Source organism: Cupriavidus necator (assembly GCF_040578825.1).
In the GTDB taxonomy this organism is placed as follows: Bacteria; Pseudomonadota; Gammaproteobacteria; order Burkholderiales; family Burkholderiaceae; genus Cupriavidus; species Cupriavidus necator_E.
On record NZ_JBEFLI010000037.1, the window covers coordinates 19,816 to 40,574 of the forward strand.

18 protein-coding genes are annotated in these 20,759 nt (G+C 68.8%); 2 read left to right on the top strand and 16 right to left on the bottom strand.

The features are described from left to right. Position 1 precedes the first annotated feature (1 nt). Together AB1I47_RS18810 and AB1I47_RS18815 are read right to left on the bottom strand one after the other, a co-directional pair. The gene (locus AB1I47_RS18810) at positions 2 to 928 is read right to left on the bottom strand and encodes a LysR family transcriptional regulator (protein ID WP_354685255.1); all 927 of its coding nucleotides are present in this window, start codon (positions 926 to 928) and stop codon (positions 2 to 4) included. Positions 929 to 1,035: 107 nt separating this feature from the next. Then, positions 1,036 to 1,521 (bottom strand): SixA phosphatase family protein, encoded by a 486-nt coding sequence (locus tag AB1I47_RS18815; protein ID WP_354685256.1) that lies wholly within the window; start codon positions 1,519 to 1,521, stop codon positions 1,036 to 1,038. A gap of 159 nt (positions 1,522 to 1,680) precedes the next feature. Here AB1I47_RS18815 and AB1I47_RS18820 point away from each other — a divergent pair, with 159 nt between their 5' ends. Continuing rightward, on the top strand, positions 1,681 to 2,337 hold the full coding sequence (locus AB1I47_RS18820) for a dienelactone hydrolase family protein (RefSeq protein ID WP_354685300.1): 657 nt from the start codon (positions 1,681 to 1,683) through the stop codon (positions 2,335 to 2,337). A 110-nt stretch (positions 2,338 to 2,447) separates the two neighbouring features. Next, the gene (locus AB1I47_RS18825) at positions 2,448 to 3,497 is read left to right on the top strand and encodes a phytoene/squalene synthase family protein (RefSeq protein ID WP_354685257.1); all 1,050 of its coding nucleotides are present in this window, start codon (positions 2,448 to 2,450) and stop codon (positions 3,495 to 3,497) included. Here AB1I47_RS18825 and AB1I47_RS18830 read toward each other — a convergent pair. The 14 genes from AB1I47_RS18830 to AB1I47_RS18895 form a co-directional block, all read right to left on the bottom strand. After that, positions 3,487 to 4,527, bottom strand: coding sequence for a ribonuclease Z (locus tag AB1I47_RS18830; protein ID WP_354685258.1), 1,041 nt, complete (start codon positions 4,525 to 4,527; stop codon positions 3,487 to 3,489). The genes AB1I47_RS18825 and AB1I47_RS18830 overlap by 11 nt on opposite strands. Before the next feature lie 6 nt (positions 4,528 to 4,533). Continuing rightward, on the bottom strand, positions 4,534 to 5,724 hold the full coding sequence (locus AB1I47_RS18835) for an FIST signal transduction protein (RefSeq protein WP_354685259.1): 1,191 nt from the start codon (positions 5,722 to 5,724) through the stop codon (positions 4,534 to 4,536). Positions 5,725 to 5,894: 170 nt separating this feature from the next. Next, the gene (locus AB1I47_RS18840) at positions 5,895 to 6,902 is read right to left on the bottom strand and encodes a Bug family tripartite tricarboxylate transporter substrate binding protein (protein ID WP_354685260.1); all 1,008 of its coding nucleotides are present in this window, start codon (positions 6,900 to 6,902) and stop codon (positions 5,895 to 5,897) included. Between the two features lie 214 nt (positions 6,903 to 7,116). Beyond that, complete coding sequence (locus tag AB1I47_RS18845) at positions 7,117 to 7,848, bottom strand: SDR family NAD(P)-dependent oxidoreductase (RefSeq protein ID WP_354685261.1); 732 nt, start codon at positions 7,846 to 7,848, stop codon at positions 7,117 to 7,119. Between the two features lie 169 nt (positions 7,849 to 8,017). Then, positions 8,018 to 9,220, bottom strand: coding sequence for a 3-oxoadipyl-CoA thiolase (pcaF, locus tag AB1I47_RS18850; RefSeq protein ID WP_114134931.1), 1,203 nt, complete (start codon positions 9,218 to 9,220; stop codon positions 8,018 to 8,020). Positions 9,221 to 9,272: 52 nt separating this feature from the next. After that, positions 9,273 to 9,914 carry a 3-oxoacid CoA-transferase subunit B gene (locus AB1I47_RS18855; RefSeq protein ID WP_354685262.1) on the bottom strand — a complete coding sequence of 214 codons (642 nt, stop codon included), beginning with the start codon at positions 9,912 to 9,914 and terminating at the stop codon, positions 9,273 to 9,275. 26 nt (positions 9,915 to 9,940) lie between these two features. Further along, positions 9,941 to 10,612 (bottom strand): 3-oxoacid CoA-transferase subunit A, encoded by a 672-nt coding sequence (locus tag AB1I47_RS18860; protein WP_354685263.1) that lies wholly within the window; start codon positions 10,610 to 10,612, stop codon positions 9,941 to 9,943. A gap of 401 nt (positions 10,613 to 11,013) precedes the next feature. Further along, positions 11,014 to 14,091 carry an SMC family ATPase gene (locus tag AB1I47_RS18865; protein ID WP_354685264.1) on the bottom strand — a complete coding sequence of 1,026 codons (3,078 nt, stop codon included), beginning with the start codon at positions 14,089 to 14,091 and terminating at the stop codon, positions 11,014 to 11,016. Then, a complete protein-coding gene (locus AB1I47_RS18870; protein WP_354685265.1) occupies positions 14,088 to 15,236 on the bottom strand; it encodes an exonuclease SbcCD subunit D in 1,149 nt (382 codons plus the stop codon). Before AB1I47_RS18870 ends, AB1I47_RS18865 begins: the two co-directional genes overlap by 4 nt. Before the next feature lie 154 nt (positions 15,237 to 15,390). Further along, complete coding sequence (locus tag AB1I47_RS18875) at positions 15,391 to 16,755, bottom strand: sigma-54 dependent transcriptional regulator (RefSeq protein WP_354685266.1); 1,365 nt, start codon at positions 16,753 to 16,755, stop codon at positions 15,391 to 15,393. Between the two features lie 37 nt (positions 16,756 to 16,792). Next, entirely contained in the window at positions 16,793 to 18,460 is a 1,668-nt protein-coding gene (locus tag AB1I47_RS18880) for a TadG family pilus assembly protein (protein ID WP_354685267.1), read from the bottom strand. After that, positions 18,457 to 18,822, bottom strand: a complete 366-nt coding sequence (locus AB1I47_RS18885) for a DUF3613 domain-containing protein (RefSeq protein ID WP_354685268.1) — start codon at positions 18,820 to 18,822, stop codon at positions 18,457 to 18,459. The genes AB1I47_RS18880 and AB1I47_RS18885 overlap by 4 nt, the downstream gene beginning before the upstream one ends. Beyond that, positions 18,819 to 19,676 (bottom strand): tetratricopeptide repeat protein, encoded by an 858-nt coding sequence (locus AB1I47_RS18890; protein ID WP_354685269.1) that lies wholly within the window; start codon positions 19,674 to 19,676, stop codon positions 18,819 to 18,821. The genes AB1I47_RS18885 and AB1I47_RS18890 overlap by 4 nt, the downstream gene beginning before the upstream one ends. Next, entirely contained in the window at positions 19,673 to 20,746 is a 1,074-nt protein-coding gene (locus AB1I47_RS18895; protein WP_354685270.1) for a type II secretion system F family protein, read from the bottom strand. Before AB1I47_RS18895 ends, AB1I47_RS18890 begins: the two co-directional genes overlap by 4 nt. Positions 20,747 to 20,759: the final 13 nt, after the last annotated feature.

Sequence of the window (20,759 nt, forward strand, 5' to 3'; positions counted from 1 at the left end):
CTTATTTCGCCAGCGCCCGCAACGTATCGATCAGCAGGCTCATCGATGCGGTCGGCGGGCGCCCGCGCCGCGTGACGATGCCATAGGGGCCGAGCTTGCGCGGCAGGGGCAGCGGCAGCACCGCCAGCGCGCCGAGCCGCCCGTAGAAGGCGGCCACCGATTCCGGCAACACCGCAATCAGCTCGCTGTCGGCCAGCAGCGACGTGGTCATCAGCACCGCCGCGGTCTCGATGGTCGACGGCGGCGCCGGCACCCCCGCATCCTCGAACGAGCGGTCGATCAGCGCGCGCATCGGGCTCGGGCGCGGCTGCATGATCCACGGGTAGCCGGTCAGTTCCTCGAACGACAGCTTGCGGCGCCGCGCCAGCGGATGCTGTGGTCCCACCACAATGGCCAGGCCCTCGTCGCCGAGCTGCTCGAACTCCAGTCCGCTGCTGTCCCAGCCATCCGGCACGCGGCCGAGCACGATATCGAGCTGGTCGCGCTCCAGCAGCGGCACCAGCAGGTCGCTGGTCTCCACCTGCACCGCCACTTCCAGCCGCGGATGGTCGCGGTTGAGCTGGCGGATTACATCGGCCAGCAGCCCCGGCGCCGGCGCCATCACCGCGCCCACGCGCACGCGGCCGATCTTGCCCGATTCCAGCGCCACCAGCTCGTCGCGCAGGCCGCCCATGTCGGCAAACACCAGCCGCGCGTAGCGTGTGGCCGCCAGCCCGAAGCGCGTGGCCCGCAGCCCGCGCGCATGGCGCTCGAACAGCGGCACGCCAAGCAGCTCCTCCATGTCCTGCAGCATCTTGCTGACGGCAGGCTGCGTCAGCGTCAGCGCCTCGGCGGCCTGGCGCAGCGAGCCGCGTTCCTCCACCGCCAGCAGCAGGCGCAGGTGCTGCATCTTCAGGCGGCCGTGGAGGGTACTGACGGGTGGGATCATGGGCGCGGAGCAAAAGAATCGTGAGGGCAGGCACTTGCCTGCGATCAGAAATTCTTATCGCTCCGCCCCGGATGGTCAAGCGGGAGATATCACTGCCCCAGCCTGGATTACGTCTTCGGCGAGTCCAGCGTGACGTTCGACGGGGTGATGTCCCCGACATCCGCCCACGCCTTCGTGTCGAAGCGGAATCTGGCGACGGCGCAGGTAGGCATGTCGGTGATTTCGTCCGACAAGCGACGCGCGAAGTCAGTGAACTCGGGGTTGTGACCGAATAGCATCACGCAATCGAGCTTTTTGTCGAGCTCGCGCACGACCGCCAGCAACTCCTCCGCGCTGGTGGCGTACAGCCGGTCATCGAGCGCGATGTCCTTGCGTGCATAGCCGAGCTCGTCGGCGATCAGTTGCGCTGTCGTCAGCGCACGCAGGGCCGGACTCGACAGGAGCAGGTCGGGCTTCACCTTCGATTCGGCCAGGCGCTTGCCCATTTCCGGGGCGTCGTGCCGGCCCCGGTCATTCAGGGGCCGCTCACGGTCGGGCAAGGAGGGATCATCTTTACTTGACTTGGCATGCCGCACGAGAAACAGCGTCTTCATGGTCCCTCCTGATCCATCGGGATTGTTGTCGATTTCGCGCATCGGCAGACCGGCGGACTTCGGCTGGCCGCGCCGCTACGTCCGCCCTATAGTGGACTTGGGTAGGGCCAATTGCAACGCGATACACGGCAAAGCGCCCATCTCTCGGAGGGCAGCGCCATGCGGAGCCATTCAGATGCCATCGAGGTTGTGATCCGCGCCGGCGGCGTGGACCTGCAAGGCATTCTCACCATGCCCCCGGGCGCCACCACCTTGGTAGTGTTTGCGCACGGCACGGGCAGTTCCCGGCATAGCCCGCGCAATCGCTATGTGGCCGCCGAACTCAATCGCTGCGGCATGGGAACGCTGCTGATGGATCTGCTCCTGCCGGAAGAAGACCAGGTGCAGGCTATCCGCTTCGACGTCGAGCTCCTCGCCGCACGGCTCGCACAAGCGACAGACTGGGTGGCGCAGCAGCAAGCCATGCCACTGCGGTATGGCTACTTCGGCGCCAGCGTGGGTGGCGCCGCGTCGATCCGTGCCGCGTGCCAGTCGCCCATCCCGATACACGCCATCGTTTCGCGCGGGGGCAGGGTCGACCTGGCGGGCCCCGACGCCCTGGCGAAACTGCTTGCGCCTACCATGCTGATCGTCGGCGGGCTGGATGTGAGCGTCCTTGAACGCAACGAGGCGGCCTTTGCCCTGATGCGGTGCGAGAAGGAACTGGTGACCGTGCCCGGCGCGTCGCATTTGTTCGAAGAGCCCGGCACACTGGAATCGGTTGCCCGCCTCGCGGCGCGGTGGTTTGCGCGCCATCTCGGCGGCGCTGCACCCTGACCGGTCCCCGGCGCTCCTTCCCTCGCGCCGAAGGTACAATGCCCGGGCCCGGGCTGACGGCCGGCCCGGCGTGCCACCTTCACCAACCCCTCAGGGAACAGGACACCACCATGCGCGAGCCCAGCCGGGCGTTCCTCCTCGGTCCGCTGCTCAAAGGCGTCTCGCGTTCGTTCTACCTCACGCTGCGCGTGCTGCCCGCCCGGATGCGCGATCCGGTCGGCCTGGCCTACCTGCTCGCGCGTGCCGCCGACACCATTGCCGATACAGCGCTGATTCCGCCGCCAAGGCGGCTGGCGTTGCTGCTGGCGTTGCGCGACGAGGTCAACGGCGCGACCGAAGGCACGGCACTGGCCACGACCATCGCAGCGGAGGTGGCGGGCCGGCAGGAACAGTCGGATGAGCGAATCCTGCTCGAGTCGCTCGGTCCTGCGCTGGCGGTGCTGGCGCAGCTCGATCCCGCCGACCGGCAGGCGGTACGGCAGATCGTGTCGACCCTGACCGAAGGCATGGAGTTCGACCTGCGCACCTTCCCCGACGAACGCGCGGGCCGCATCGTCGCGCTGCGCGAACCGGAAGAACTTGACCGTTACACGTACCTGGTCGCCGGCTGCGTGGGCGAATTCTGGACCAGCATGACCGCGGCCCATATGCCCGGCGCGATCCGCGATGAGCCCGGCACCATGCAGCGCCGCGGCGTTCGCTTTGGCAAGGCACTGCAGATGACCAATGTCCTGCGCGACTGTGGCAAGGACCTGCGCATCGGCCGCTGCTACCTGCCGGCCACGATGCTGCACCGGCACGGCATGAGCCCGCAGGACCTGCTGCTGCCCGACGCCTCGCTGCGCGCGCGGGCCATGATGCGCGAGCTGGTGCGCAAGACGCTGGACCACTTTCGCGAAGCCATGGCGTACACGCTTGCCATTCCCCCGCGCTTTGTCCGGCTGCGGCTGGCTTGCCTGTGGCCGGTCCTGATCGGCATGGAAACCCTGTTGCTGCTGGTGCGCAACGATGACTGGCTGGATCCGGCCAAGGCGTCGCGGGTGCGGCGCAGCAAGGTCTATCGGATCATTGCCTGTTCGCTGCCGATGGTCCTGTCGAACGGCCTGTTGCGCCTCTGGTTCGCGCGCCAGCTGCGCGATATCGATGCCGTCATTCGCTGATGCCGTTCGCTGAGGAGCGCCTGCAGTCAAAGGCATTCGCCATGACCTCCTCGACCAGCAAGCCCGAGCGCCCCTGATACCGCGGCGAAAAATGAAACGGCGTCACCGCCCGGGCGCCGACCGCGTGCGCAATCCGGCCTGCCTGCGCGGCCGTCAGGTGGTTCTTGCGCAGGCCGTGCGCCTTGTCTTCATCCAGGAAGACGCTTTCAATGAACAACTGGTCGACGCCCTGCATCAGCCCGGCCAGAACCTGCACGTTCGATTCGGTATAGCGCAAGTCCGTGACATAGCCGATGCGCTGCCCGGGCATGACGTCCAGCATCAGCCGGCTAAGCTCCGACACCTGCCGCGTCACCGCGTGGTCGCCCTGGCGGTCGCGCCATGCCACGCGGATCGGCGTGTCCGCGGGCGCGCCGGTCAGGATGGCGTGCTTCAGCTCGCGCAGCCAGGCACCGGTGGTCAGGCCCAGCGCCGCCAGCCGGTCCTTGTTGACGCCAACGCGGGCCTTTTCTTCCACCACATAAGCCAGGCACGGAATGCCGTGGTCGACAAAGCGGGCGCGCACGCGGAAAGTGGGCTCGTCGTGCACGATGTCGTGCGTTCGCGGCAGCGGTGCAAGTGGCTCACGGGCGAAACCGTGGACGCTGGCAAAGCTGGCGCGCAATGTCGGGCCGTCCGCTTGCAGTTCGCGCGCTTCGAGCTCGAGCTGGATCGCATAGCGCTGCACGATGTTCCACGTATAGGCGCGCAGCTTGTGCTCCACCTGCGACACGAAGCCGGGCCCGCCGTACAGCACGATCGCCGGTTTGCGGCCCAGCAGCACGCGCAGCAGGTGATCGAAGCCCGCGAAATGGTCCATGTGCGTGTGCGTGACAAACACATGCGACACGCGCAAGAGCTGGCCGGGCATCAGCGCGGTGATGTCGCCGAGGTCGAACAGCAGCGCGCGCCGCTCGTCGCGGAAATTCACGTACAAGCCCGGGTCGCCGAAGGCTTCGTTGACGAGCCGGGCTTCGAGCAGGTTGTGCATGCCGGTTCAGTGGCTGGTGAAGACCGTCAGCACCCCCGTATAGCCATAGAGGTGATCCCTGGCGATCTCGCCGCCGGCGAAGAAGCCGGCCAGCGGCAGGTCGCCCAGCGCACGGCGTACGGTCTGCAGTTCTGCATTCGGCGCGCCAAAATGCGGTCCGCCCCTGCCGGAGCAACTGATGTAGAGGGCGCCACATGCGTGGCCGCGGCCGCTGTGCTCGATCTCTGTGCGGATCTCCGTGGCGATGCGCACCAGATCCGCACGCGCCGCGGCGGGATTGCGCTTGCAGAATGCCAGCCGCATGCCGGGCTCGATCATGTCGGCCAGCGCCAGCACGCGATGCTGCACGTCCAGGCCGATCAGGTGGCGCACCACCGTATCGGCGCCGAACCTGCCCGGCAGCACCGGGGCATCGTCGGTGGCCGAGTTCAGGCCGGCAAGCGTTCCGGCAAGTGCCTCCGCCATGGTCTGCAGCGGGGCGTCGCGTTCGACGCCCACGTCTTGCAGGATGCAATCCAGCGCCGGCTTGCCGTCCAGCTCGAACAGCAGGTTGTGATCGCTGCGCGTCACCGCGCGCACCGGTCCGATCGGCTGGCAGCCCTGCGTGACGCGCGAGACCAGTTCGACTTCGGGGCCGAACAGCACGCCCGACAGCCCGCCGGAGAACACACTGTCGGCAATGTGCAGGGTGCGGTTGCGGGCCGAAGACAAGCCGCCGAACAGGTAGCCCGTGGCGGTACGCGCGCTCAGCTCGTGCAGCAGGTCCTGGACATCCGGTGTACTGCCCTCGGCATGCACCAGCGCGGTATGGGGAACGAAGCCGGAAGATGCGGACGACGCAGGCGGCAAGGGCTGGCGCCCCGAAAACAGCTGGAAGGCATGGCGCGGAAACGGGGCCGCCATCAGCACCATGGCCGGCTCGTCGATGTACTCCACACCGCTGGCGGAGACGCCAAGTCCGGTCGTACCGACCCACGACACGCCGGGCCAGTTCTGCTGCAGCGCGGCGAGGATGGCTTCGGCCGCCAGCGCGTAGTAGTCGCTCAGGTAGCACCAGCCCAGCGTGAGCGGCCGCGCACCTTCGGCCTTCGCCTGGCGCAGAAAATCCTGGGTGTCGAGCTGGCGCTGGCAATCGGCCAGCGCGACCTGCCAGTCGACGTGGGCCGCGTCAGCGTGAACGAAGGCAAGGTCATGCATGGCGAGGTCCTCCGTGTGCAGGCTGACGATATCGGTTGGACTCCCGCGGACGAGGGGTGTTCAGGTCGTGTTCCGGGCACAAAAAAACCCTCGACGCAATGCCGAGGGTTTTCTTTCCAGACCGGCATATCGCGCTGGCGCGACATGCCGTGTCATCGGCCAACCGGTAATCAGTCCACCGTAGCGCCCGACGCCTTCACCACCTTCGCCCACTTGGCCGTTTCCGACTTCATGAACGCAGCCAGCTGCGCCGGCTTTTCGGGGTTGGGTTCGGCGCCCTGGTCGGCCATCTGCTTCTTCACTTCCGGCATGGCGAGGATCTTCACCACTTCGGCGTTCAGGCGGTCGACGACCGGTTGCGGCGTGCCGCCGGTGGCGTACAGCGCGAACCACGAGGTGGCCTCGTAGCCCGGCACACCCGATTCCGCCACGGTCGGCACGTTAGGCAGTGCCGGCGAGCGCTTGGCCGAGGTCACGGCGATGGCGCGCAGCTTGCCCGCCTTCACGTGCGGGTACGACGACGGCATGTTGTCGAACATCAGGCCGATCTGGTTGCCCAGCAGGTCGTTCACCGCAGGCGCGCTGCCCTTGTACGGGATGTGCTGGATATGCAGGCTGGTCATCGAGTTGAACAGCTCGCCCGACAGGTGCATCGACGAGCCGCTGCCCGACGAGCCGTACGAGAGCTTGTCCGGGTTGGCCTTGACGTAGGCGATCAGTTCCTTGACGTTGTTGACCGGCACCTTGGGATTCACGACCACGAGGTTCGGCACCATCGCCACGCGAGTGATCGGCGCGAAATCCTTGACGGGATCGTACGGCAGCCTGGAGTACAGCGACTGGTTGATCGCATGCGTGCCGATGGTGCCCATGAACAGCGTGTAGCCGTCGGCAGGCGCCTTGGCCGCCAGCGAGGCGCCGATATTGCCGCCCGCGCCCGGACGGTTGTCGATCACGACCGGCTGGCCGAGCGCCTTGCCGAGCTGCAGGCCGACGATGCGGGCCAGGATGTCGGTGGTGCCACCGGCCGAGAACGGCACGATCATGGTGATCGGCTTGGTCGGGTAGCCGCCCTGTGCGTGGGCTGCGCCGGCAAAGCCGATGATGGTGGTGGCCAGCGCCACGCCTGCGGCGAGCAGGCGGCGACGGGTAGTGGAGGTCTGGGAATCGAGTCTCATCGGTATTACTCCGGTGTATGGCTGTCCCGGCGGCGATTGGGAGCGCGCGGGACGTTGTGCTGAATGGCGTGATTGCCGTTCCCGAACGGATGCCGCGCACACGCGCGCACCCGGTGTGCGGCCCGGCCACGGGCCGCCATGCGTGACGCTTGGTTAACGTCTCTTCTTGTTGAATGCTTGAGTGGCGATGGCTGGGGTCGGGGCGCGCCGGCGCTTACACCGGCGCAACACCCAGCGTGGTGCCGCCGCATACGTACAGCACCTGGCCGGTGACGAAGCCGTTGTCGGGCGACAGGAAGAACAGCGCGGCGTGCGCGACATCTTCCGGCGTGCCCATGCGCTTGACGGTGATGCTGGCGAGGATGCGCCTGGTCTGTTCGGCGCCTTCGGGATTGCTCTTGCGGAACAGCTCGGTGGCGATCGGGCCCGGCGCCACGGCGTTGACGGTCACGCCGTCGCCGCCCAGCTCCATCGCCAGCGTGCGCGTCATGCCGATCAGGCCGGCCTTGGTGACCGAGTACACCACGCGCTCGGGCTTGCCCAGTGCGGCGCGCGAAGCCATGTTGACGATGCGGCCGAAGCCGGCCGCGCGCATCGCGGGCAGGCAGGCTTGCGCGAGCAGCAGCGGGGCCTGCAGGTGCAGGCCGGTCACGTAGTCCAGGTCGGCGACGGTGGCGCTGTCGGCGGTGCCGGGGCGGGTGGCGCCGGCATTGTTCACCAGGCGCGTGACCGCGAAGCGCGAGGTCACCTGTTCCGCCACGGCGCGGGTCGCGTCGGCGTCGGTCAGGTCGGCCTGGAAAAAGGTCATGTTCGGGTGCGACCAGGCCGGTTCAGCGTAGTCGACATTGACCACCTGGGTCACGCCGTCGGCCAGCAGCATTTCGCAGATGGCACGGCCGATACCGGAACTGCCGCCGGTGACGAGCGTGGCTACGGGAAGGGACATCTTTTGACTCCACACCGGCACGCGATGCGCGGCCGGGACATGCAAATGCGAAAAACGATGGTCGTACGGATTCATAGATCAGGGCGTGGCCCTGACAACTACCGCTAACCGGCTCCCTCTCCCGCACGCGGGAGAGGGGAGCAAACAAGCGGGGATCCACCGACCGCGCTCATACGCGCTCAATCACCATCGCAATACCCTGCCCCACGCCAATGCACATCGTGCACAGCGCGAAGCGCCCACCGGTGCGATGCAGCTGGTACATCGCGGTGGTCACCAGGCGCGCACCGCTCATGCCCAGCGGGTGGCCCAGCGCAATCGCGCCGCCGTTCGGGTTGACGCGCTTGTCGTCATCCGCCACGCCCAGTTCACGCAGCACGGCCAGGCCTTGCGCGGCGAACGCTTCGTTCAGTTCGATCACGTCGATCTGGTCCATGGTCATGCCGAGCTGCTTGAGCAGCTTCTGCGACGCCGGTGCCGGGCCGATGCCCATCACGCGCGGCGCCACGCCGGCGGTCGCCATGCCGACGATGCGCGCGCGCGGGGTCAGGCCGTGTTGCTTGATGCCGGCTTCGCTGGCCAGCAGCAGCGCGCAGGCGCCATCGTTCACGCCCGAGGCATTGCCGGCGGTCACGGTGCCGTCAGGACGGACCACGCCGCGCAGCTTGGCCAGCGCTTCCATGCTGGTGGCGCGCGGGTGCTCGTCGCGCTCGACCACGATCGGGTCGCCCTTCTTCTGGGCGATGGTGACCGGGGTGATTTCCTGGGCCAGGGTGCCGTCGGCCTGCGCGCGCGAGGCCTTTTCCTGGCTGCGCAGCGCCATCAGGTCCTGGTCTTCGCGGCTGATCTTGTAGTCGGTGGCGACGTTCTCGGCGGTCTCGGGCATCGAATCGACGCCGTATGCCGCGCGCATCGCCGGGTTGATAAAGCGCCAGCCGATGGTGGTGTCGAAGATCTGCGCATCGCGCGAGAACGCGCTGGTGGCCTTGCCCATCACGAACGGGGCGCGGCTCATGCTTTCCACGCCGCCGGCGATCATCAGGTTGGCTTCGCCCGACTTGATGGCGCGCGCGGCGGTGCCGGTGGCGTCCATGCCCGAGCCGCACAGGCGGTTGATGGTGGCGCCCGGCACGCTTTGCGGCAGGCCCGCCAGCAGCAGCGACATGCGCGCCACGTTGCGGTTGTCTTCGCCGGCCTGGTTGGCGTTGCCGTAGATCACGTCCTCGACGGCCGACCAGTCCAGGTTCGGGTTGCGGGCCATCAGCGCCTTCAGCGGCACCGCACCGAGGTCGTCCGGGCGCACCGCGGACAGGCTGCCGCCGTAGCGGCCGATGGGCGTGCGGATGGCGTCGCAGATAAAGGCTTCGGTCATGGTGTGTCTCTCTCGTCTTGGTGTGTGTATCGGTGCGGGCACTGATGCGTGCTCAGGTGGCCTGCTTCAGCGGAACGCCCGTCAGGCGCTGCAGCTCGTCAAAGCTCAGCCCTTCGACCAGGTCGCGTGCAACCAGCCCGTCGGCGGTCACGTCGAGCGTAGCAAGATCAGTGTAGATGCGCGTCACGCAGCCGATGCCGGTGAGCGGATACGTGCACTGCGGCACGATCTTGCTCTCGCCCTGCTTGGTCTGGTGTTCCATCATCACGAACACCTGCTTGGCGCCGATCGCCAGGTCCATCGCGCCGCCCACGGCCGGGATGGAGCCGGGTGCGCCGGTGTGCCAGTTGGCCAGGTCGCCCTTCTCCGACACCTGGAACGCGCCCAGCACGCAGAAGTCGAGGTGGCCGCCGCGCATCATCGCGAACGAATCGGCGTGGTGGAAGTAGGAGCCGCCGGCCCTGATCGTCACGGGCTGCTTGCCGGCGTTGATCAGGTCGCCGTCTTCCTGGCCCGGCGCGGGCGCGGGGCCCATGCCGAGCAGGCCGTTCTCGCTGTGCAGCAGGATTTCCTTGTCGGCGGGCAGGTGGTTGCCGACCAGCGTCGGCAGGCCGATGCCGAGGTTGACCACGGCACCTTCGGGAATGTCTTTGGCCACGCGGGCGGCCATCTGATCGCGGGTCAGGCGTTGCATGCTAGTTCTCCTATTGCCTGTCGCGTTTATGCGGACTTGGCGACCTTGACGACGCGCTTGACGAACAGGCCCGGCGTCACGATGTGTTCGGGATCCATCTCGCCCAGCTCGACCACACGGCTGACCTGCACGATGGCGCATTTGGCGGCCATCGCCATGATCGGGCCGAAATTGCGCGCGGTCTTGCGATAGGTGAGGTTGCCCCAGCGGTCGGCGGTGTCGGCCTTGATCAGCGCGAAGTCGGCGTGGATCGGCGTTTCAAAGACATAGCCCTGGCCGTCGATGATGCGCGTTTCCTTGCCTTCGGCCAGCGGCGTGCCGTAGGCGGTGCGGGTAAAGAAGCCGCCGATGCCGGCGCCGGCGGCGCGGATGCGCTCGGCCAGGTTGCCCTGCGGCACCAGTTCCAGCTCGATCTCGCCCGCGTGGTAGAGCGAATCGAATACGTAGGAATCCGCCTGGCGCGGGAACGAGCACACGATCTTGCGTACGCGCTTGGTCTTGAGCAGCGCCGCCAGCCCGGTGTCGCCGTTGCCGGCATTGTTGTTGACGATGGTCAGGTCGCGCGCGCCCTGTTCGATCAGTGCGTCGATCAGTTCCGCGGGCATGCCTGCGAGACCGAAGCCGCCGATCAGGATGGTGGCGCCGTCGTGGATGCCGGCGACCGCCGCTTCCACCGAGTCGTATAGCTTGTTGATCACTTGCGTTCCAGGTCGGAAGATCCGCCAGGCTATCGGAGCGGGCCGCAAGGCGCGGCGCATGAAGGGCTGTCTCCGGTAGACCTGCCGGAAGGATGTTCGTCTCGGCGGGCGGCATCTGACCACCCTTGCCGCCCGTTGAACGGTCCAGCAGCCTGCGTGCTTGTTGGTGCGGCGTGGCACGCCACTTGTCCGAGGCAGCAGTTGTTCGCTACTCGAACTTGAATTCGCAGAATGAACAGGTTACACCTGCGTCGTGACAAGGGTCAAGCCAGGGCAGGTTCGCAATCTCACGCTGCGGGCGATAATCGCGCATCAGGTTACGCAGCAGGCGTGGGGACTGGGGCAGCAGAAGGCCCCCGCCCTTCTCCCGCAAGCGGGAGAGGGAGCAAACACGCGATCGACTAAGGCATCAGCTCCATCGCCGTGGCTGCCACACCGGTCAGCACCGCCCTGCTTCCCTCCACCCCCGGCCTCACCTCCAGCCTCACATCCATCCGCTCGCGCAGCTCCGTCACGTGCGAGATGATCCCCACCAGCCGTCCCGCCTGCTGCAAATCCAGCAGCGTCCGGATCGCGAAGTCCAGGCTTTCCGGATCGAGCGTGCCGAAGCCCTCATCGACAAACAACGTATCGAGCTGGATCCCGCCCGCGCGCGACTGCACCACGTCAGCGAGCCCCAGCGCCAGCGACAGCGACGCGAGAAACCCTTCGCCGCCCGACAGCGTATTCGCCGGCCGCGCCGCGCCGGTGTCGTAGTCGAACACCTCGATATCGAGCCCGCCCGCGCTGCGCTGGTCGGCCTGTTCGCGCACGCGCTGCAGCATATAGCGGCCGCGGCTCATGGCCAGCAGCCGTGCCGATGCGGCTTCCAGCACCTCGTCGAGCAGCGTGGCCAGCACGAAACGCTGGAACGTCATGCGGCGCGGGTTGTTGCCATTGGCGACCTCGGCCAGGCGGCCGAGCACCGCGAAGCGGGCCTCGATGTCGCGGCCCTGCGCATCGAGCTGCTGCAGGCGCTGGTGGCACTGCTGCAACGCGTCGCGCGAACGGCCGCGCTCGGCCTGCTGGCGCACCAGCGTTTCCACCGCGGCGGCAGCCACCTCCCTCGCGCCACGCAGGCCATCGAGGTCCGGCGCATCGAGCGCTTGCGCGGCGGACTCGGCGCGCGCGCGGCGGTCGGCCGCGGCGGCGAGTTGCGCATCGAAGGCGCGCAGCGTGGCGTCGATCTCCTGCATCGCCCCGTCCGCCAGGCAAGCCGCGGCATGCGCCTGCATGTCGGCGAAGCCTTCCTGCGCCAGCGATTGCGCCAGCGCGGCGCGCGCATCGGCCAGACGGGCGTCGGCCTGCGTTTGCGCCTGCTGAGCCGAAACCAGCGCTGCCTGCGCTCCGGCGGTATCGGCGGCGGCCTGCCGCTCGGCTGCCTGTGCGTCGGCCAGCGCCCGTTCCAGCGCGGCGAGCGTGGCTTGCGCCTGGCGCAAGGCTTCGCCGAGCGCTGCCGGATCGCGCGAATCTTCGGGGACTTGCGCGCTCGCGGCCTGCCATTCGCCCTGGCAGCGGGCCAGCGCCTGCGCGGCGGCGTCGGCTGCCGCGACGGCGTCGCGGCTGGCGGTCTGCGCGGCGTCGCGTGCGCTACGGCTGGCGGCGACGGCGGCCTCGCGTTGCGCCAGGCTGGCCGCAGCCTGCCGGCCGTCGCTCAACGCCGCTTTCAGCGTCGTGATTTCCGTCCTCAGCGTGTGCGCGGCCTCCTCTGACACATCGCCCAATTGCAGCGCGATCTCCTCCAGCCGCTCGCGCGCCTGCGCAATGGCGGCCTGCGCGGACTGGTGCTGGCCGGCGCAGCGCACGGCGTGCGATTCGGCCTCGAGCGCGGCGTTGCGCGCCTGCTCCAGCGCCTCGTCCGACAGCGGCGCCGCCACATGCCGGGCCGGCTCCGGATGCGCGGTGCTGCCGCACACCGGACAGGCATCGCCCGCATCCAGGCTGGCGGCCAGCCGCGCGGCCTGTCCGGCGCGCCATGCGGCTTCGGCTTCGGCGAGCGCGGTACGGCAGCGTTCGCGCGCGCGCAGCGCATGCTGCGCCGCGGCTTCGCCTTCAGCCGCCTGCGCCACCGTGTTGGCGAGCGCCTGCGCGGCCTGCGCGTGGCGGCTGAACTGGCGCGCGCGTTCTTGCAGCGCGGCGAGCTGCAGCTGCGTCGTCTGCGCCTGCGCGGCGGCAAGCTGCGCCTGTGCCAGCGCGGACTCAGCGGCAACGGCATCGGCCTGGCGCGTGGCCAGTTGCGCGGCGGTGCGTTCGCGTGCCGTGGCGGTATTCGCCTGTGTGGCTTGTGCAGACTGCAGCGCGGCACGCACGGCGCCCAGTTGCTGCGCCTGCGGCAGCATGGCTTCAAGCTGCGACACGCGCCGTTGCGCGGCCTGGCGCGCGTCGGCGCGTCCGGTTTCCGCCTGCAACGCGGCGACAGCCTTGGCCGCCTGCTGCGCGGTGCGGCCCGCGAGCTCGACCGCCTGCGCATGCGCGGCGTTCGCCGACACCTGGTCGCGCTGCGCGCCCTGCCATTGCTGCAGCACAGGGTTGACGCGGACGGCGCGCTGCGCGGCATGCAGGCGCGCCCGTTCCTGCTCGATCGATGGCTGCCTTGCCAGCAGCGCCGCGTGCGCGGCCTGCGCCTGCTGGCGCTCCTGCAAGCGCGCGGCAACCTGTTCGGCCGCACCCAGCGCGGCCTGCGCGGCGGCCAGCGTGGTGCGTGCGCCCTGCTCCTGACCGTGCAACGCCAGCAATTCCGCCTGCACGGCAGCGATGCCGTCGGCCAGCGCCTGCGCCGATTCGACGCCTGCCTGCCGCAGCGCTTCATCGCGCTGGATGCCGATGCGCTCGGCATCGCGCCGGATACCGGCGGCTTCAGCCTTCAGCAGCTCTTCCACGCGGCGATACAGCTCGGTGCGGAACAGCCGCTCCAGGATCGCCTGCCGCGCCTGCGAGCTGGCCGTCAGCAATTCACGGAAACGCCCCTGCGGCAGCACGATCACCTGGCGGAACTGCGCGCTGTCGAAACCCAGCAGGTCGCGGATCGCGTCACTGACCTTGCCCGGCTGGCTGGCCTTGCTGACCCAGCCGTTGCCGTCATGCTGGTCGAGCTGCGCCTTGGGCGCCTCGGTGACCCAGCCTTCGCCGCGCTGCTTTGGCCGCTCCTGCGCCGGCGAGCGCACCACGCGCCAGCGCTGCGCGCCCAGGCTGAACTCCAGCGCGACCTCGGTACGCAAACCAGGTGCCGCATTGGCGCTGCGCATCGCCTGCGCGCTGCGCTCGCCGCCGGAGGTATCGCCATAGAGCGCAAAGCAGATCGCATCGAGCAGCGTGGTCTTGCCGGCGCCGGTGGGACCGTGGATCAGGAAGAAGGCCTGTTCGCCCAGTCGGGTGAAATCGACCTGCTCGATCGCGGCAAAGGGCCCGAATGCCTGCAGCGTCAGTTGCAGCGGTCTCATGCCGACTCCCGGTCCGCGGCGGCCATGCCGGCCAGCACCTGGTCCAGCACCTCGCGCTGGCCTGCATCGAGCTCGGCATCGGCCACCTCGCGGAAGAAGCTGGCGAACAGCTCGCCGGTGCCGAGCTGGCGCAGCTTGCGCCCCGCCTCCGAAGCCGTGCCGCTGCGCGCCAGCACCGTGCGCTCGATCGCCAGCGCATTGGGATAGACCTGGCGCAGCTTGGCCATGGGGTCCAGCAGCGCGCCGGTATCGGTCAGCCGCGCATGGATGTAGTCGTCGCGGCGCGGATCTGCGGCACCCGCTGCCAGCAGCGCGGCCAGTTCGCCTTCGACCACGCGCACGTCGCGCAGCGGCTGCAGCGGCACCGGCGTGATCGTCACGGCGCCGCCGGCATCCAGCTCGATGCGCGACACCGACTTGTCGTGCGCGCATTCCGACAGCGAATACTTCAGCAATGAGCCCGAGTAGTGGATGCGCCCGCCGCCCAGTGTCTGCGGCCGGTGCAGGTGGCCCAGCGCCACCAGGTCGAAACCCGCGAACAGGTCCGCCGCCACGGCACCGCTGCCGCCGACCGACAACGGCCGCTCCGATTCGCTGGCGGCACCGCCGACCACGAAGGCATGGCCCACCACCACCGCGCGCACGCCCGGCGGATGCACCGCACGGATGGCATCGAGCTGCGCGCGCAGCGCCGCTTCGTGCGACGGCAGTTCGGTGCCCATCGCGTCGCGCACCACCGCCGGCTCGGCATACGGCAGCGCGTACAGGCGCACTTCGCCATGCGCGTCATGCAGCGTCACGCAGGCCGCCTCGGCCAGCGTGCGGCCGGCCACGTGCAGGCCCTGCGCGCGCATCAGCCGCGCGCCGAATTCCAGCCGCTGCGCGCTGTCGTGGTTGCCGGCGATCATCACCACCGGCACGCCGGCATCGACGACGATGCGGCCCAGCACGTCGTCGAGCAGCGCCACCGCCTCGGGCGGCGGCACGGCGCGGTCATAGACGTCGCCGGCGATCAGCACGGCATCGGGACGTTCGGCACGGACCAGTTCGACAAACTGGTCGAGGAGATGGGCCTGGTCTTCCAGCAGGCTGCGGGCATGGAAGAGGCGGCCGAGATGCCAGTCGGCGGTGTGAAGGAAACGCAATCTGGATCCGGGAAAGTGAAGGCGCGAAGCCCGCATCATAAAGCGTTGCGCGATGCCCTCGGCGTTTGAGCGCGTTCAGCAACGGTTCAGCCGTGCGCGCGCATCATGGCTGCCATCGCCCCCCCTTGATCACTGACACGCGCCGCGCGCGGCATCAGACCGGCTCCGCCTCGCTGTCGGCGATCTGGTATTTGCGCATCTTTTCCCACAGCACCTTGCGGCTGATGCCCAGGCTCGCCGCCGTGTCCTGCCGCCGCCAGCCATTGGCATCGAGCGCGGCCAGGATGCGGCGGCGTTCATCGATATCGGCGCGCAGGTCGTTGCGCTCGCCGCCATCGAACGCGCCCGGATGCAGCGCGCGGAACAGCGGCCGGATACGCTCCTCGTCCCAGTGCCCGGTCTGCTGCACGGTGATGCCCACGCGCTCGGCCAGGTTGCGCAGCTCGCGCACGTTGCCGGCAAAGTAGGCGGTGCCCACCGCGCCCTTGAGCCAGTCCGGCATCGGCGGCAACGCGTCGAAGCCGGAGGGGCCCAGCATATGGCGCAGGAAGGACTGCAGCAGCGCGGCCTTGTCGGCCGCGCCGCGCTCTTCCAGGCTGGGGATGCGCATCTCGATCACCGCCAGCCGGAAGTACAGGTCGGCGCGGAAGCGCCCCTGCCGCACGGCATCGCGCAGGTCCTTGTTGGTCGCCGCCACCAGCCGGAAATCGAGCCTGACCGTCATGGTCGAGCCCAGCCGCGTGATCGCGTTCTCTTCCAGCACGCGCAGCAGCTTGACCTGCTGGAACAGCGGCAGGTCGCCGATTTCATCGAGAAACAGCGTGCCGCCATTGGCCTGCTCGAAGTAGCCGCGGTGCGCGAACGACGCGCCGGTGAACGCGCCCTTGGCGTGGCCAAAGAACTGCGACTCGAACAGCCCGTCGGGAATCGCGCCGCAGTTGACCGCGACGAACGGTCCCTTGCCGTAGGTGGTGTTGCGATCGTGAAAGAGGCGCGCGATCCGTTCCTTGCCCGCGCCGGTCTCGCCGTACAGCATCACATTGCTGCCGAAGTCGGCGAAGGTCTCCACATGCTGCAATAGCTGGCGCATCGCCGCGGAGCCGGCCACCAGATCGGCCTCGCGCGCGTCGGGCGCGTCGGCAGCCAGCAATTGCGGCAACAGCTTGCCGATCTGGTTGCGCAGGTCGGCACCGGTAAAGTCGGCGGCGAGGATATGCGCGTATTCCGGCGGAAAGCGGCCGGGCTCGGTTTCGCGCCCGGGTGCGGCGACCCAGATCACCGGCATCCCGTGCGCCGCTTCCCAGTCGAGCGTAAAGCGGGCGGCGCCGATCACCGACACGCTGATCACCGCGATGCAGGGCTTGGTGCGCGGCTCGGCGGGCAGCACTTCGAGCGCGCCGGCGCGGATCACGTCCACGCCTAGCGGCGACAGGAAGCGCGTGACGCGGTCGGCGATCTCGTACTTGCCTTCCCACACATAGACTTCAAGGTTTTCGTAGGCCCAGCGGTCTGTCTTCATGCTTGATCTGCCATCAGGCGGTTTGGCGCTTCCATGCTCAGTACACCAGTTCAGAGTTGTTGCAGTCGATGCTGTGGAGCCAGAGGTCGGCGTGGCCGAGCTGGATGCCCAGGTTGTTCAGCAGCGGCGGTACCAGTGCATCGAGCGCCGCGCCCAGCGGCGCAAGTACGGGGCCCAGGTCGATCGGCAGGCTCACGATGCCGAGAACCTTCGTCCGGACCTTCAGCGCAAGCACTTGTGAGAACAGTCCGCCGAACGGGTCGGCTGTTCCGACTTGCGCGCTTTCGCCGGGCGCCAGCGTGACGTCTTTCCCCACGGTGTTGCCGTAGCGCGGGCTATCGGTCGCGGTCACTTCGACCAGGTCGAGCAAGACCTTCGCCTTGGCCAGCTCGACGTCGCCATTGCAGGCTTGCGTCAGGCACGCCGTGACCAGGCCGCTCTTCAAGTGCATGGTGGCGCGGCGATTGGCGGGGCTGGCTGCGCACTGCAGGCTGGTCAGCTCTGCCGTGGCATCGGCAACATGCAGATACAGCGGAACGTTGATGCCGAGATCGAGCACGGGCTTGAGCGCATCAGCCTTGATCTGCAGCATCAGGTTCAGCTTGACCTGAGAGGATTGCGCCTTTGTCTGCCAGGTATCGGGACTGCCTGAAAGCTTGCGCACTGGGCCCACTGCCATCACCGGCGGCTCGGTCACGCGCAGGCTCGCGCTGAGTCCGCCCAGCTCGGACGGCAACGGCACGTTGACCGGCAATGCCACCGCGGCATCGCCTCGCGCAAGCTGCGCGCCAGCCATCAGAAGCTGCGCCACATTGATCCCTGCCTCGGCGGCCGACGATGCCGCCGGCGCCAGCACGCCAAGCTCGATCAACTGCGCCAGCGACACCGCCGCCCCCCCACCACCCACCCCCAGCGTCGTCGGCGTACTGCCCAGCATCGTGGTCAGAAGCGCATCCTGCTCGACCGCGCCCAGCACCAACGCATAGAAATCGCGCAGGCTCAGCGACGCCCTCAAGAGTTCATCGACCGTACCGGCATGCGCCTGCACCCGAAGCTGGTCCAGCGTCACCGTCGCATTGACCAGCCCCTGCCAGTCCACCGCGGACAGCTGCACCGCGCTACCGAGCAGCGCGCTCAGCAGCCCGTTGGCCGAGTTGACATCGAGCAACCCGGTACCGAGCGAGAACGCCGCCACCGGCGGGCTGCCGCTGGCAATCGCCTCGGCGCGCAGCTGCCGCCCATTGCCGCCATCGATCACGAACAGGATCGGCACGGTCTGCGTGGCCTGCACCCGCACGGCGTTGGGCGACACCGTGGTCGGGTCGTACGCGGCGCTGAAGTGGCGCGGTCCGCCCGAAGCCGGATCCCATACGCCCACGCAGGCCGTCATGGCGTCCGCATTGCCTTCGGCAGCGTCCTGGCAACCCATGCCGATCGCCGACGGATACCCGTTCTTCGCGCCGATATTGCTGACGGTGCCAAGCACGGCTTCGTTGAGCTGCGCGGGGCTGGCCGCGCGCTTGAGCTGCTGCGCCGCGGACATCGCCGCCAGGTCCACCATGTTCTGCAACTGGCGCTGGCGCATGAAGACATGACCGACGTCGATCGACACCAGCGCCGCGATCGCCACCGTGGCGATCAGCAGCGCCGCCATCACGCTGATGGCGCCGCGTTGGTCGCGAAGCCGCGGCTTGCGCAGGCTCATTTGCCGCCCGGCATCTGCCCGGCCGAACCGGAACGGGTGGTGCTGGCGTTGGCCTGGCCCGTGTAGAACTCCGGCAGCGCGAAGCGGAAGCTGTTCAGGTAGCGCTCATAGCCCAGCGCCGCCTGCTCGCCATGCATCAGCAGCAGCGGGCCGGCCTGCGTGCCTTCGCGCTGGATCGCGAGGATGGCGCGCGTGTCGGCGCCGATCTCGCGCTGCGCGGGCTGTCCTGCCGGCATGCCGGGCGTGGCAGGAGCCCCGGCAGGCGCCGTGGCGGTCTGCGCCTGCGCGGCTGGCGTCAGCAGCAAGCATAGCGCCGCACGGATGGCGGGCTTGCGGATGGCGGTGTGGAACATGGCTGTCATGGTGTGGCGCCCTCTCTTGCAATGACGGTCAGTGGCCTGGCAAGCGCCGCCACGGCGGCTGTCGGCGTTGTGGGTTTTGCCGCGGCACGGCCGGTGACGCGGTCGCGCGTGGCGGCGGCGCGCGCGATGCGGTCGGCTTCCTTGCGGATGGCGCTGCGCGTCGCTTCGGGCAGCGCGGCTTTGTGCATCATCGCGTTGGCCTGCGCGCGTTTGCCGTCCGCCATCAGCCACACCACCGCATTGCTGATCATGCGCGGGTTGCGCGCGTCCAGTTCCAGCGCCTGCATCACCGGCACGCGCGCCTCCTGCAGCTCACCGGTGCGCATCAGCGCATAACCCAGGTCACTGGCAATGCGAGGGTTGACGGGATCGAGCGCCAGCGCGGCGCGCAGTTCCGTGATGGCGGCCGTGAAATCTTCCTGCCGGCCCGCCAGCAAGCCCAGCCCGTGGTGCGCATGCGCGGCCTGCACGCCCTGCGAGGTGGCGGCCAGTTGCTGGTAGGCCGCTACCGCGGCCTTGTCCTGGCCGGTCTCGCGCAACGCATCGGCGCGCATGACCTGGATCTCGGGGCCGGCGCCGTAACGCTTCACGTAGACCTCGATATGCGCGAGCGAGGCAAAGTACAGCCCGTCCTGCTGCATCTTGCGGATCAGGCCCAGGTAGACCGCCTGCTCGCTGTACTCGGCGCGCGCCGTCTTGTCGCGCAGCCTGGCCAGCTCTACCTGTGCCTCGGCCTGCTGCTGCATGACCGCGGCGCCGTTGTTGCCGGCGGCGCAGCCTGCCAGTGCCGACAGCAGCAGGCATGCCGCAAGCGTTGCTGCCCGGCGCCAGGCCGGGCCGTCAGAGCACGTCATCGCGTTCCTCCCATCTGTGCCAGCATGCGGATCACCCCCAGGAAGCCCGGGCCCGCCGTGATAATCAGCAGCACCGGCAGCAGGCTCACCACCATTACGGCGGTCATCTTCACCGTCAGCCGGCCGATCTCGTCCTTCATGCGCGACTTGCGCGCTTCCTGCATGCGCAGCCCGAACTGGCGCAGCGGCTCCTGCACCGCGCCGCCATGCCGGTCCACCTGCGTCAGCAGCGTGATCAGGCTTTTGAGGTCTTCGCTTTCAAAAAGCCGGCCGATGCGCAGCAGCGTCTGTTCGCGCGAGCGGCCCGAGGCGAACTGCTGATTGGCGCGCGCCAGCTCCGGTCCCAGCACGTGCAGCATGCTGCCGAACTCGGCCACGATCACCTGCAGGCTCTGGTCGATCGACAGGCCCACGCCTTGCAGCAGCCGCAGCATGTCGATCAGCACCGGCAACTCGTCATCGACCATGCGCAGCCGCGCGCCGGCAAGGCGGCGCAGCCAGAGCTTGGGCGCGAGGTAGGCCAGCGCGAAGGTGCCGAAGCCCCAGGCCAGCATGGCCAGGCCGCCGCCGCGCAGATGCCACAGCATTGCCGCCGCCGCAAGGGCGAGCGGCAGCGCCAGCCGCAGTACGCCGAACAGCACGCGTGCCTGCAGCCCGTACCAGCCGCACTGCTCCAGCAGCTGCTGGTCCTCGGGCGTGACCACCGCGCGGCCCAGCCGCGATTCCAGCCAGTGCGCATCGAAGCGCTCGCCCATGCGCGCGCCGAGCTGGGCGCCGAGGGTGTTGGCGCTGCCGGTGCGGCCCGGCGCTGTGCCTGCCGCGGTCTTTGCCGCGGTCTTTGCCGCGGGTTGCGCTGCGGCAGCGGCAGTGGCGGCGGACGATGTGGCCCCCGCCGCCGCGGCGCCAGCAGCCTGTGCCGTTTCGGCAGCGCGCTGCCGAGCCAGCGCGTTGTCGATGGTGCGCGCCGCCAGCCGGCGCTGGCGCCAGTCGCGCAGCAGCGGCAGCGTCAGCACGGCCACGCCGCCAGCGGCGGCGAACAGGCTCAGCGAGATCAGCGTCAGGCGGTCCATGTCTGTTCCTCCA

What these genes read in the sequence shown, in the direction of transcription:
- AB1I47_RS18810 (WP_354685255.1), bottom strand. Translation starts at nt 928, where the DNA reads ATGATCCCACCCGTCAGTACCCTCCACGGCCGCCTGAAGATGCAGCAC.
- AB1I47_RS18815 (WP_354685256.1), bottom strand. Translation starts at nt 1,521, where the DNA reads ATGAAGACGCTGTTTCTCGTGCGGCATGCCAAGTCAAGTAAAGATGAT.
- AB1I47_RS18820 (WP_354685300.1), top strand. Translation starts at nt 1,681, where the DNA reads ATGCGGAGCCATTCAGATGCCATCGAGGTTGTGATCCGCGCCGGCGGC.
- AB1I47_RS18825 (WP_354685257.1), top strand. Translation starts at nt 2,448, where the DNA reads ATGCGCGAGCCCAGCCGGGCGTTCCTCCTCGGTCCGCTGCTCAAAGGC.
- AB1I47_RS18830 (WP_354685258.1), bottom strand. Translation starts at nt 4,527, where the DNA reads ATGCACAACCTGCTCGAAGCCCGGCTCGTCAACGAAGCCTTCGGCGAC.
- AB1I47_RS18835 (WP_354685259.1), bottom strand. Translation starts at nt 5,724, where the DNA reads ATGCATGACCTTGCCTTCGTTCACGCTGACGCGGCCCACGTCGACTGG.
- AB1I47_RS18840 (WP_354685260.1), bottom strand. Translation starts at nt 6,902, where the DNA reads ATGAGACTCGATTCCCAGACCTCCACTACCCGTCGCCGCCTGCTCGCC.
- AB1I47_RS18845 (WP_354685261.1), bottom strand. Translation starts at nt 7,848, where the DNA reads ATGTCCCTTCCCGTAGCCACGCTCGTCACCGGCGGCAGTTCCGGTATC.
- pcaF (WP_114134931.1), bottom strand. Translation starts at nt 9,220, where the DNA reads ATGACCGAAGCCTTTATCTGCGACGCCATCCGCACGCCCATCGGCCGC.
- AB1I47_RS18855 (WP_354685262.1), bottom strand. Translation starts at nt 9,914, where the DNA reads ATGCAACGCCTGACCCGCGATCAGATGGCCGCCCGCGTGGCCAAAGAC.
- AB1I47_RS18865 (WP_354685264.1), bottom strand. Translation starts at nt 14,091, where the DNA reads ATGAGACCGCTGCAACTGACGCTGCAGGCATTCGGGCCCTTTGCCGCG.
- AB1I47_RS18875 (WP_354685266.1), bottom strand. Translation starts at nt 16,755, where the DNA reads ATGAAGACAGACCGCTGGGCCTACGAAAACCTTGAAGTCTATGTGTGG.
- AB1I47_RS18880 (WP_354685267.1), bottom strand. Translation starts at nt 18,460, where the DNA reads ATGAGCCTGCGCAAGCCGCGGCTTCGCGACCAACGCGGCGCCATCAGC.
- AB1I47_RS18885 (WP_354685268.1), bottom strand. Translation starts at nt 18,822, where the DNA reads ATGACAGCCATGTTCCACACCGCCATCCGCAAGCCCGCCATCCGTGCG.
- AB1I47_RS18890 (WP_354685269.1), bottom strand. Translation starts at nt 19,676, where the DNA reads ATGACGTGCTCTGACGGCCCGGCCTGGCGCCGGGCAGCAACGCTTGCG.
- AB1I47_RS18895 (WP_354685270.1), bottom strand. Translation starts at nt 20,746, where the DNA reads ATGGACCGCCTGACGCTGATCTCGCTGAGCCTGTTCGCCGCCGCTGGC.